Origin of the sequence: Marinomonas sp. PE14-40 (assembly GCF_051623805.1) — a bacterium.
Classification (GTDB): domain Bacteria; phylum Pseudomonadota; class Gammaproteobacteria; order Pseudomonadales; family Marinomonadaceae; genus Marinomonas.
The window spans coordinates 5,035,666-5,047,607 of sequence record NZ_CP130700.1 but is presented as its reverse complement, the minus strand read 5'-3'; the positions used below and the strand labels follow the sequence as shown (position 1 = coordinate 5,047,607).

General features: G+C 38.8%; 10 protein-coding genes. All 10 read right to left on the bottom strand.

Features of this window, described 5'->3' with window-relative positions; all coding sequences use genetic code 11:
• Positions 1-50: 50 nt before the first annotated feature.
• On the bottom strand, positions 51-1,754 hold the full coding sequence (locus Q0A08_RS23365) for a two-component system response regulator (protein WP_438463924.1): 1,704 nt from the start codon (positions 1,752-1,754) through the stop codon (positions 51-53).
• Positions 1,755-1,777: 23 nt separating this feature from the next.
• Positions 1,778-2,191 (bottom strand): response regulator, encoded by a 414-nt coding sequence (locus Q0A08_RS23360; protein WP_438463923.1) that lies wholly within the window; start codon positions 2,189-2,191, stop codon positions 1,778-1,780.
• Between the two features lie 20 nt (positions 2,192-2,211).
• Positions 2,212-4,716 (bottom strand): CHASE domain-containing protein, encoded by a 2,505-nt coding sequence (locus Q0A08_RS23355; RefSeq protein WP_438463922.1) that lies wholly within the window; start codon positions 4,714-4,716, stop codon positions 2,212-2,214.
• Positions 4,717-4,997: 281 nt separating this feature from the next.
• Entirely contained in the window at positions 4,998-6,005 is a 1,008-nt protein-coding gene (locus tag Q0A08_RS23350; RefSeq protein WP_438463920.1) for a TIGR03842 family LLM class F420-dependent oxidoreductase, read from the bottom strand.
• A 127-nt stretch (positions 6,006-6,132) separates the two neighbouring features.
• Complete coding sequence (gene npdG / locus Q0A08_RS23345) at positions 6,133-6,804, bottom strand: NADPH-dependent F420 reductase (protein ID WP_438463919.1); 672 nt, start codon at positions 6,802-6,804, stop codon at positions 6,133-6,135.
• 66 nt (positions 6,805-6,870) lie between these two features.
• The gene (gene cofE, locus Q0A08_RS23340; protein ID WP_438463918.1) at positions 6,871-7,656 is read right to left on the bottom strand and encodes a coenzyme F420-0:L-glutamate ligase; all 786 of its coding nucleotides are present in this window, start codon (positions 7,654-7,656) and stop codon (positions 6,871-6,873) included.
• The gene (gene cofC, locus Q0A08_RS23335; RefSeq protein ID WP_438463917.1) at positions 7,637-8,305 is read right to left on the bottom strand and encodes a 2-phospho-L-lactate guanylyltransferase; all 669 of its coding nucleotides are present in this window, start codon (positions 8,303-8,305) and stop codon (positions 7,637-7,639) included. Before cofC ends, cofE begins: the two co-directional genes overlap by 20 nt.
• The gene (gene cofD, locus Q0A08_RS23330; protein WP_438463916.1) at positions 8,302-9,282 is read right to left on the bottom strand and encodes a 2-phospho-L-lactate transferase; all 981 of its coding nucleotides are present in this window, start codon (positions 9,280-9,282) and stop codon (positions 8,302-8,304) included. Before cofD ends, cofC begins: the two co-directional genes overlap by 4 nt.
• 2 nt (positions 9,283-9,284) lie before the next feature.
• Positions 9,285-10,664, bottom strand: a complete 1,380-nt coding sequence (gene cofH, locus Q0A08_RS23325) for a 5-amino-6-(D-ribitylamino)uracil--L-tyrosine 4-hydroxyphenyl transferase CofH (protein ID WP_438463914.1) — start codon at positions 10,662-10,664, stop codon at positions 9,285-9,287.
• Positions 10,665-10,688: 24 nt separating this feature from the next.
• Complete coding sequence (gene cofG / locus Q0A08_RS23320) at positions 10,689-11,822, bottom strand: 7,8-didemethyl-8-hydroxy-5-deazariboflavin synthase CofG (protein ID WP_438463913.1); 1,134 nt, start codon at positions 11,820-11,822, stop codon at positions 10,689-10,691.
• Positions 11,823-11,942: the final 120 nt, after the last annotated feature.

Sequence of the window (11,942 nt, the reverse complement as noted above, 5' to 3'; positions counted from 1 at the left end):
CAGGTTTGTATTAACTTGTAGGCAACTTGATGTAAATACGGATCAAAGTATTAAGAATCTAGCTTTAGAAAGTTCTGTACAACCTCGTCATACTCAATCGCTTCTGAAAAATAAAACCCCTGTAATAAGTTAATTCCCAGCTCAGAACAAACCGAGATATGGGCCTCTGTCTCTACACCTTCTGCGACGACATCACGCTTTAATAACTGTAACATAACAGTTAATCCCTTTATTAAAGCCATATTTTGACTATCGTCTAAATTACTTGGCATTAAGGAGCGATCAAGTTTTATCAAAGAAATAGGGTATTTTTTTAAATGGTTAACAGATGAGGAACCTTTACCAAAATTATCTAACGCAATTTTACAGCCTAACTTATCTAGCTCTCTAATAATGTTAATGGAGTAGTTGGATTTTTCAGAAAAGGCACATTCAGTTAATTCAAATGCAACAAGGTGAGGCGAAACCTTGTTATCAATTAGGCACTGATGGATGTATTCGACTAATTTAACATCTTGAAACTGTATCGAAGACAAGTTTATCGTCATTACAAATGGCTCATTTTTTTCATGGTTAAATTTGCTTAAAGAGCAAATTGCCGTTTGTATTATCCAGCGTCCAATACTAATCATTTGCTGAGTCTGCTCTGCCACTGGTACAAAATCACGAGGGAAACGTAAGCGACCATCTATTCCCCAACGTATCAAAGCTTCAAAGCCAAAAACAGTCTTATTCTTAGGGTTGAGTATGGGCTGGTAATGCAGTAAAAACTGCCTTAGCTCTTGCGCTTGTTTTAATTCTTTTTCTAATAATGCACGTAAATAAAATTGCTCTTGCATTTCCTCTTCGAAGAAACAAACTCGGCTTCTTCCTAGTTTTTTTGCTCTGTACATTGCAATATCAGCTTGTTTAAAAAGCTCTTCAAAATTAGTGGCATTATCAGGGTAAATAGAGATACCAACACTGGCCGTTGAATGAACTTCAGTCTCATTAATAATAAAAGGTTTTGTTAGTGTCTCAACGACTCGTGAAGCGACTTTGCTAGCATCTTCCACTGAATCTAAATTAGATAAACAAATACTAAATTCATCTCCACCAAGTCTTGCAAACAGTTCATTGCCCCTTAAGCAAGACTTAATACTATCAACAACTAATAGCAATAACCTATCCCCAACATCATGCCCATAAGTATCATTAACAAATTTAAAGTTATCTAAATCAATCAATAAGAGCGCTAATTTATGCTTGTCTCGAATGTTATTAACGATATTGATTCTTATAGAGTGCTCGAAGTAAGCTCGATTTGAAAGGCCAGTTAATGTGTCAGATTCCGCTAATAATTTTACTTTTTGATAGCTCTCAGCCAGCTGTTTCTCCAGCTCAAATCGTGTTTGGGCTTGAAGTACTGCCCGTCTTAATCTGGCTCCAGTCACTTCCGACTTCATTAAAAAATCGTGAGCACCTGCTTTTAAACAGTCTATTGCAAGCTGCTCATCTTCAGAGGAACTCATCATAACAATAGCTGTATTTGAGCTTTTAGATGACTGAGTAAGCTCATAGATCATTTCTGTACCGTCACGCTCAGGCATACGATAATCAAGTAGAATTATATCGTAAGAATTATGTTGATAGAGCTCTAACCCTTCATCTACTGTCTTTGCAGTATCAATAGAGACATCTAAATGGCTCTTCTTAAGCGCCCTTAGAACCAGCTCCTGATCTACCTTGTCATCATCTACAATCAATACATTCAATCTAGCCCCCTTTAAATCAGCCGTCACACTGATTTAGGAAAATGAGCAATCTTCATATAAGCCGATAAAAACTCAACAATTGATTCATAGCCAGTTCCAATTTCATTTTTTATAAAATAACCAGCGACATTTTTATCAAAGCTCAACGCGATATCTTGCTCAGATTTCGATGTTGTTAACACATACACGACACTCTGTTTGAACTTTTCATATTCACGTAAATAAGTTAAAAACTCTAAGCCATCCATCATAGGCATATTTAAGTCTAGCAAAATAATAAAAGGATAATTTACCATACCCATTTTTAATAAATTGAGAGCCTCCTTTCCATTTTTAGCCCTTACTATTTCATTTGTTAATCCTATTTTTACAAAACTTCTTTTAATTCCGATTGCATCAACATCATCATCTTCGATTAATAAAATTGTAATACTCATTTTAACCTCAATTTAAAACGTTATTGATTTGGTAATGGCCAACTAATGATGAAAGAGGTTCCTCTGACTCCATCAGATTCAATCGATAGATCACCATTATAGTGATTGATAATTCTTTTTGCTAAAGCCAACCCCATACCACTGCCTTCCACATCATCCCTTGGTTTAAGTGTTTGAAACATTTCCAAGACTTTGTTGTGCATTTCAGGTGGAATACCTGGCCCATCATCAGATACTGTAATAATTTGATTTTTATCCGTTTTATTAAATTTTATTTCTATTATCCCTTTATCTTTATCATGATGTTTAACAGCATTAGATAGTATATTTCGAATAATAATTTCAAATGGTACCCGTGGAATTAATAAATATGAGTTTGATGAAATACAAGTAAACGCTTCCGGCTTATCAATTAAACTAAACTGGTCCGAAACAAGTCCCTTTAACTCAAGAGGCTCATACTTGTATTCATATCGACTCACTCGAGAATAGTTTAATAAGTCATCTAAGAGCCTTATCATACGGCTCGATCTGCCTATCATCAGGCTTAAGTGCTCTTTGGACTCTATTGGTAATATCTTTTCGCAATCTTCTTCAATCCAGCGTGCAAGTTGCTGAATAGCATTAAGTGGAGATTTAAGGTCGTGGGAAGCAATATAGGCAAACTGCTCCAAATCAGAATTACTTTTTTCTAATGCTTTATTTTGTTGAATCAGGTTTTGCAGCAACTCTTTTTCTTTTTGAATATCAACAATATGTATCACAATATTTGAAATTACATTATTTTTATCTATCACTAATGCTGCGGTTAGCAAGCCCCAAATATAAACACCTTCTTTATTTAGAAACTGACTCTCAACATGTATTGAGGTTTGTTTACGTTTAAGCATATTTTTTATCATGTCATGAATAATCAAAGAACCATTATTCGATAGTATTTTTTTTAAGTTTTCGTCAATCAAATCATTCCTATCAAAGCCTAACCAAGTACAAATGGCTTTATTTAATTCAATAAACTCTAAATTTAAATTAAGAATGGCAAAACCTGTTGAAGATGCATTCACTGCTGTATCTAATAAGGCCTCTGAACTTTCTAAAGCTTTTTCAATTTTAACTTCATTCGAAAGATCTCGAATGAGGATAATATAATAATTTGTAGAGTTTGAACTTGCTTTAGTAATGGTTAAATCGATAGGTAATAATCTGCCTTCTTTGTTAGCAACATTAAGAATTTTTTTCTCTTCATAGGCATGCTTACTTTTTACATTTAGATAATGCTTCTCAATGCTATCAGAGACAGCTAGGTTTGGATCAGGTATCACGGATATATCTTGACCAATCACTTCAGATTCTTTAAGTCCTAATGCAATTTCTGCCGCTTTATTAAAACTTAAAATTTTATTTGAGTTATCAATCGTAATGAGTATGTCACGCATACTATTAATTGTTGTTGTGAGTTTTTTCTCACTCACTTTTAATTCGCGGGTCATTTCATCCGCATAAAGAATGGCTTTTTTATTCGATCTGGCTAGTACAATGAATAGAATAAGCAACATAATATCAATGCTAATACCACCTATTAGAATCATCATAGGCTGATCATTAGAAACTTGATGCCGAAAGAGTGTTGTTGACTGCATTTCAAAGCTCCAGTTACGACCATACATTTCAACTTCTAGCGTCTTTGAGAATAACGGAGTTTTATCATAACCCTTGGCATTTTTTTGTAGCTCATCATAAAGTAGATCCGCTCCGTCACTGATTTTAAAGTTAACGAGACGATTCTCATTTTTAAGCGTCCCTTGCATAAGCTTTTCCATGATAAAGGGCGCATAAACATTAGCGATAAAAGATGCACGTCTTAGAGGAATACTGTTAGGGGGTTGGACAAACTTATAATAGGGTGCAAAAAATAAAAAGCCCGGCGTTTTTTTAGCATCTTGAACCAAAATAATAGGGCCTGTGATTTGGGCTGTAGCCGTATCTCTCGCTTTAATTGAGGCAGTATGGCGATTTTTTTCATGGGCCATGTCTAAGCCCACCGCCTTTTGATTCTGTTTAACAGGCTCTATATGAGTTATTGGCCAATATTCATTCTTATCATGGACAGGATGAATCTGATAATCAGGCCTAAGTAGCCTTTGTTCTGCCAGATAATCATTCAGCTTATCTGGCGCAACATAATCAATAACACCGATACCATTGATCCCTGGATATTTTTCTTCAATCGACAAAGCCATTGCAAAGGCCTTCCAAGTTTTGGTATTAACAGCCTCTTTTTGTGAATTAATTGCAGCAACGCCTGCCCATAAAGCATCTTCATACTTCAGCATTCTTTCTTTAACAAGCTCTATTAAAAGATCTGATTGGAAGTTAAATTGAATTTGACTCTTTTGCTCAGCTAGGCGGGATGTCACTTGCCATGCGCTTAAAGTTAAAACCAGCGATAAAACAACCACTAGCCAATGATACCAATGGAGCTTTCCATTGCCTTTATGTATCGTATTTTCTGATTTTCGTCTCATATACAGCCTTAACCAAGCCTATCTTTCTAAATACCTAATAAAGTTTAATTCGCCAAGGAAGTAGCTTACGAATAAGTGAAATCTTTCTGTCTTTATAAATATTAGTAGGGATTAAAAAAAAAACATGGATGCAAAGACTTTAATGCTTCGAATTTACAAAAAATTATATATTTACAACAAGAGGTTAACGCGACAAAAGATAAGCAGACAGTGAAGGGTACAAGCGAAAGTGGTGCTGTAATCAGATTTACAGCACCCGCTTTAATCAGCTATTTTACAATCTAACCTTTTTTAAACTCAGGAATAATATGATTACCGTATTGAGCAATGATATTTTCTTCATCACCATTATCTAGATAGATATTAAACTGTGTTGTACCCGCTTCTTCTAGGTTACGAATTTTCGCAATATGGTCTTCTACTTCACCCAAGACGCAGAAACTTTTAACAATATCTTCGGAGATAAAATCCAAATAAGGGTTATCACTTTGACCGTGTTTTGAATAATCATAGCCCTTACGATTTTCGATATAATCCGTCAGACTTTTTGGTACAAGTCCTGAATCAGCACCATATTTTTCAACGATATCAGCAACATGATTACCCACCATAGCTGGGAACCATTTTGTATGCTCAACACAGTCTTCCATTTTACCAAAATAAGCCGGTGCAGCAGCCTGTACTTTAAAGTTTGACATATCTTTGCCAGCTGCTTCCCCCGCTGTGATAGCTTGATCTTTAAACCAAGTAATCAAACTAGGCTCAGCAATCTGTAAGATAACGCCATCACCCACTTCACCTGCTGTTGCAAGAGCTTTTGGACCATAGGCACCAATCCAGACAGGTAGCTCATAACCATTAGCCCAAGGTAACTTAACAGGCTCTTCACATTCACCGTAACTGACTTCTTCTCCGCGAACCATGGCTTTTACTTTATGCGTAAAATCAGCAACACGCGCCAAAGGCGCAGGCTTTTTCCCCATTACTCGCATTGAAGAGTCACCTCGGCCTAAACCAATATCAAAACGACCTTCACTTTGTGCAGCTAAGCTAGCATAAAGGCTGGCAGAAAGTGACCAATCACGAATATTAGGGTTAGTCACACAAGGTCCAAAGCGCATGGTTTTTGTATGTTCCATACACATAGCCATAGCAACAAATGATTCACGCCACAAAATATGAGAGTCATAGAACCAGCAATAATCAAAGCCAGCTTCTTCTGCTTGTCTTACTAAGTTTCTAGCACGATTTGGGCTCACGAAGCCTTTAAAAGTAATTCCAAATTCCATTCTTTATTCCTCTTTGTCTTCAGTTTTTATGGTTTTTATATCGCTTTTTTATATTTTTCTTTCATTAAAATTTTAATGCGTTAGCCTATCTAACAAACAGCGTAGACAAACAAATCAAAAAGCACCTTTAGTCATGTTGCGGCGGTAATATCCCAACACCAGCATGAGAAAATGGCACATCTTTAGAGATGTTTAAGCGGATCAAAATAGGTGTAATTGCCTCGATACAACGAGCGCTGTCAGCTAAACCTGCGTTATAGGTACGCACTCCAAGTACATCAATCAATGCCATCACTTTCTTCTTGGCAGCTAGTTGATTACCACATACCAAAACATCGCAATTAATGGCATGCTCTAAATCATTTAGAGTGACAGCAGAAACATTATGTAAAGCCCCAACAACAGGAATTTCTTCCCCTAAAAGTGCTTGGGCGGCTTCGGTGGCCGAACCTTCGCTTGGCATATCAACAGCCTTTGGATTACCTTGTGCAAGAGGCACTACAATATCGATTAGAATCTTGCCATCTAGATGCGGCTTCAAACTTAATAAGGTCGCCTCATGCGCACTAAAAGGCACGGCAAAAATCACCATTTCCTCAGCAGTTTGAGTGGCTTCGACATTACCCATACCTGAAATACTGGCACTTCCACTTGGCAGTAGTTCACTCATTTGAGAAGCATCTTTAGCCGCTTTATCTCCATCACGGGAACCTAAAACAACATCAATTCCAGCCCTAGCAAATCGTAATGCTAAACCTTTACCTTGAGGCCCTGTGCCTCCAATAATTGCAATACTCATCCTTTACCCTCACATTAGTTAGTTTCAAGATTAATTTGCTTCAATATTTGTTATTCAAAATTACCGCTATTTAAATAGATTCTCATTTGCTGCCCTGATCAAATCAGAAGCATGACTATCCTCGGCTTGCCACTCAAGACCACGAAAAATAATGACTGGACACTTACCACTCTTACTCATTAAAAGACCCGATGCGCCTGCCAATTCATCAGCAAACGCTGGGGCTGTCACCTTTAATTCATGACCAAAGGCATCTTGATCTCCCAGCATGTGGGTAATAGCAGGTACATTAGCGAGGCCAATTGCCACATTAGTCTGCCCCAAACGCCATGGCCTACCGAAGGTGTCACTGATCACCACACCGATACGACAAGCAAAAGCTTCTTCAAGGCGATGACAGATTTCTCTTGCACTTTTATCTGGATTTTCAGGCAAGGTAATCAACTGATTTACCTCGTCCGCATTGGATTCATCAACCGCCGCATTGGCGCAAATAAAGCCCAGTTTATGTTCGGCAATGAGAACGCCTTCTTCCTGATCAGGGCGTTTTATAGCTCTAACAATGCGCTTAGATTGAGATAGGATAACTTCAACTTTTCGGGGGTCTTTATTTACTTCTTTTGCTAGCTGAATCGCATCTTGGCTAGCTTCAACCTCATGCAGATTAACAACAGCCCCTTCACATTTAGAAATCATCTTGTGTGCAATCACCAAAATATCACCTTCTTGCAATGGCGATTTGAGCTGATTTACAGCTTCGATAATGGCTAGCGCAGCATCGTCACCAGGCTTAAAATCTGCAAGGTTTGGCAATCTAAAAACACTCAGTTCTTCATCCATTGAGATTGGCATATTGCCCTCCTATTGCCGTATTGGTAGAGATAAAATTGATTCGATTTAATGTATTCAAAGGTGCTTTCAAATAAGCAAGATCGACTGGTAAATCAACATCTTGCCCAAGAAATGGCAGATCTAACAAATGACAATCAAGAGATTTATTTAAGGCTTCTATCTGATGTGCTTTTGATGATTCAAACCCAAAGCAAAAGGGAATCGCATCAGGTGGAGAACATAACAAGGCGTTGGTTCCTTTATCCTTAGCAACAGCGATTGCTACCCCCTGATAACCCATTTCACAATTAAGAAGAGTCTCAATCTCTTCTACTTTTAAGCAGGCAATATCCGCTGGGAGAATTAATTGGCGAGTAAAGCCTTGCTCTAGGCTCCATTGAGTGGCTTTTTCTAAAGCGAGGTTAAGGCCGTCAGATCTCTCTTCAAGTAAAACACTCGCTCCATATTGTCTGGCAAGATTTGAAATTAGATCTGAACTAGTTACCACTAAAATAGGAAGATGGCTAAAATGTTGATGAAAAAAAGCAAGAGTTTGTTCAAATAAGCTAATTGCTAACTTAGAACGCTGATCTTGTCCTAAAGCCGTTTTTAGCCTTTGCTTAGATTCTTGCGGCGCCTTCATAGGGATAACAAGATTAATAGACTTCATCCTGCCACCTGTAAACGAGTATCTAATTTTGAAGAGGCAAAGTTCACCACGTCAGCCATTAATGTTTGTTTTTGCGCAAGAGATTGCATCAAAATGTTACGACTAAGAACGCCGTATTTCATCTGTGTTAGCGAGTCAATTAGAGCTGAATCCTGGGTATCAATAACAAGGTCATCAACTAGGCCTTGATACAATTGAGCAACCCCTAAAAGTCCATCATCAACACCTGCACTTGCCATCATTTTATCGGCAGGCCCTTTCACTGTTTTACCTGCAATAAAGGGAGAAACAGCCACTTTTCTAGCAGAGCTTTGTTGAATGGCTTCCCTAATTCCAGCAACACTAAGAATCGGAGAGATACTGACAATCGGATTACTCGGTGCAAACACAATCACATCAGCCTCAGCAATTGCAATTAACGCCTCAGGAGTGGGTTTTGCTTGCTCAATGCCTTGAAAGCGAATGGCTTTTACGTCAGGTTGGCAACGCTTTTTGACAAAGTATTCTTGAAATGAAAGCCAGCCTTCACTAGTTTCTACTTGCGTTTGGACCACATCATTAGTCGGCAAAAGTATGGGCGTTTTCACACCAAAACTTTGAGCAATAGATGCGGCTATATCTGAAGCTGATACCCCTTCTTTTCGAGCTTGGGTACGATAAATATGAGTAGCAAAATCTAAATCACCAAGAGACATCCAGGTATCAGCCCCAAGCTTTTTAAGTCTCTCTAATACTCTGTGTGATTCTCCGCTAAGTCCCCATCCTTGGTTTCTATCGATCGCATTTGCTAAGCTATACACTAGCGTATCAATATCTGGTGACACCCATAAACCATGAAATTCTTGATCATCAGCGATATTGCCTAGCACACGGACATTATGGCTCGTTTTAGCTAAACCTTCTGCAGCTTTAGCACCACCCACACCGCCAGCTAATAGCAAAACATTTAGCGCTTTATTTGATGTTTGCTCTAGCATGATTAAAGCACTCCTAGCAGGTCAATCTGCTCTGACGCTCTAGGAATATCTGTTTTAACAGCACGCTCAGGAGAGGGGTATCTTTCTAGCGTTTGATATAAAGTGCTTCGTCTTGTGGCATTGAGACCGGCTTTATGAATATTATCGACCATCATTTCTGGCACAACTTCTTGGCCATGTTTAGCCCCTGCAGCACGAGAAATGCTTTCGTTCATCAAGGTGCCACCTAGGTCATTCGCCCCAGCTTGTAGCATTTGAGTCGCTGTTTCTGGCCCCATTTTCACCCAAGAAGCTTGGATATTATCTATATGGCCCTGCAGCATGAGTCTCGCCACCGCATGCATTTTAAAGTGCTCTAATCGAGTAGGCCCGGGGCGAACTAAGTCAGGGTTATCATTATAAAGTTTGGTCTCATAGTGAATAAAACCCAGTGGTACAAACTCAGTAATACCACCAGTTTCTTTTTGAATGTCTCTTAATAAACCTAAATGCGCTGCCCAATGATGAGGTTGATCCACATGGCCATACATTATGGTAGAGGTTGTTTTCACACCCACTTCATGTGCGGCTTTAATAATGGTGACCCAATCTTCCGTGGTCAGTTTGTTTTTGGTTAATTGCTTACGTACTTCAACATCTAATATTTCTGCAGCTGTGCCTGGCATAGAACCTAAACCAGCGGCTTTTAATTCGGTCAAAAAGGCTTGTGGTGTCATACGCGCTTTTTTAGCGCCATACCAGATTTCAAAGGGCGAAAAAGCATGAATATGTATATCAGGCACACGGGTCTTAACCGCGACGATGAGGTTTTTATAATAATCTTTATCAATATCAGGATGTAATCCACCTTGAATACAGACTTCTGTTGCACCTCGGTTCCAAGCTTCTTCCGCTCGATTAGCAACTTCCTCAAAACTTAAAAACTCAGCACCTTCTTGCTCTTTTGTTTTGGCAAAATTACAAAAGCGGCATCCCATGTAACAAACATTAGTAAAGTTAATGTTGCGGGTTATGACAAAACTCGCATCATCCCCACACCTTTGCTGCCTCACCAAATCTGCCGTTTCCAATAAGGCTTGATATTCACCCTGCTCCGCCTCAAATAAATATGTGCCTTGCTCCACACTGATTTCTTGCCCTTTTAACGCTTGGTACAAAATTTCGGCCGTGCGTAAATCTATCTTTTTAAGCTTGGCAACTAACTGTTTGGACTGTTTGGCATAACTTGCATTTGATGCTAATAAAAATTGATGTCTTGCATCATTACTAATTGGGATAATATTTTCTTTTACGTCTTGAGCCTGACTATCCACCTGCTCATAACGGAATAATGCGGAATGTGTTTGAGTCTCTTGAGCATTGATTAAATTATTATTCTTCATGTCAAATCTCACTATCCTAATCAGTTAAAGGTTTTTCCATTGCTCTGCAGCTAGACCATTTTGGGCAGCTAGATAAGGCATTTTTGAGGCTAAAGCAGGATCGAGATACCCTTGCTTTTCATCTAGGTATTGAGGGTAGACGGTTAGTCTTTCTTTGAGCTCATAACCAAGACCACGGCACGCATCGGCCAAACTATCAATTTGTGGCCATGCCCTTTCTGGGTTAATAAAATCTTGTGTCACAGGAGAAATACCGCCCCAGTCATTAATGCCGGCCGACACATAGCTACCGTACCTTTCTTCTAAGTTAGGCGGTGCTTGTAAACTAATGGATGGATCTAGAATCAGGCGAGCCAAAGCAAGCGTTCGACGCATATCATCCAAATTAGGCTCTGGGTGATTAGCCATTTCTGTGTCCGCTTTTGCTCTAAAGTTTTGCACTATGACTTCTTGAATGTGGCCATATTCTTGATGTATCTGATTAATAGCGAGCAGGCTATCAATTCTGTCTTGCCAGGTTTCTCCTATCCCTATCAAAATGCCTGTCGTGAAAGGAATGTCGAGTTGACCCGCATATTTAAGCGTATTCAGACGTATTTCTGGTTCTTTATCTGGGCAAGCAAAATGAGCCTGACCCTTTTTCATCAAATGCTTACCGGTACTCTCAATCATCATTCCCATGCTGGCTGCCACAGGTTTTAGGGCCCGCATTTCTTCTAAATTCATTGCTCCAGCATTGATATGAGGTAATAGGTTTGTTTTCTCTAACACGGCTTGGGCTTGCTCACGTACATAATCCAACATGGCATCATGACCCAACATCGCAAGTTTATCTTTAGCATAGCGATACCTAGCTTCTGGTTTTTCTCCTAGGCTAAAAAGCGCTTCTTTACAGCCTTGTTTTTGACCTTTTAGTACCGTTTCTAGCACCTCGCTTGGCAACATAATATTACCTTCACCTGATTTAGGCGTTTTAACAAAGGTGCAATAACCACAGGTATCACGGCACATATTAGTGAGAGGAATGAACACCTTTCTAGAATAAGTCAGCACTTTCCCAAAGTGCTTATCCCTGATTAACCCGGCGCTTTGACACAAGGAAAATAAATCAGGTCCAGTAATTCCTTCTAGCTGTAAAGCCTCGTTTCTTTTAAGCATTTACTCACCCTCAATCTATATGATCTCAAGGTATTTCAACCCTGTCTCAATAACGAATATCAACGTCAAAAACATAAACACTATCGTTAAATAAAAAGTTTTACCATTTGGTATAATTTT

Bases quoted from the DNA above. Each gene is read 5' to 3' on its own strand.
- Q0A08_RS23360 (WP_438463923.1), bottom strand. From the start codon at position 2,191: ATGAGTATTACAATTTTATTAATCGAAGATGATGATGTTGATGCAATC.
- Q0A08_RS23355 (WP_438463922.1), bottom strand. From the start codon at position 4,716: ATGAGACGAAAATCAGAAAATACGATACATAAAGGCAATGGAAAGCTC.
- Q0A08_RS23350 (WP_438463920.1), bottom strand. From the start codon at position 6,005: ATGGAATTTGGAATTACTTTTAAAGGCTTCGTGAGCCCAAATCGTGCT.
- npdG (WP_438463919.1), bottom strand. From the start codon at position 6,804: ATGAGTATTGCAATTATTGGAGGCACAGGGCCTCAAGGTAAAGGTTTA.
- cofE (WP_438463918.1), bottom strand. From the start codon at position 7,656: ATGCCAATCTCAATGGATGAAGAACTGAGTGTTTTTAGATTGCCAAAC.
- cofC (WP_438463917.1), bottom strand. From the start codon at position 8,305: ATGAAGTCTATTAATCTTGTTATCCCTATGAAGGCGCCGCAAGAATCT.
- cofD (WP_438463916.1), bottom strand. From the start codon at position 9,282: ATGCTAGAGCAAACATCAAATAAAGCGCTAAATGTTTTGCTATTAGCT.
- cofH (WP_438463914.1), bottom strand. From the start codon at position 10,664: ATGAAGAATAATAATTTAATCAATGCTCAAGAGACTCAAACACATTCC.
- cofG (WP_438463913.1), bottom strand. From the start codon at position 11,822: ATGCTTAAAAGAAACGAGGCTTTACAGCTAGAAGGAATTACTGGACCT.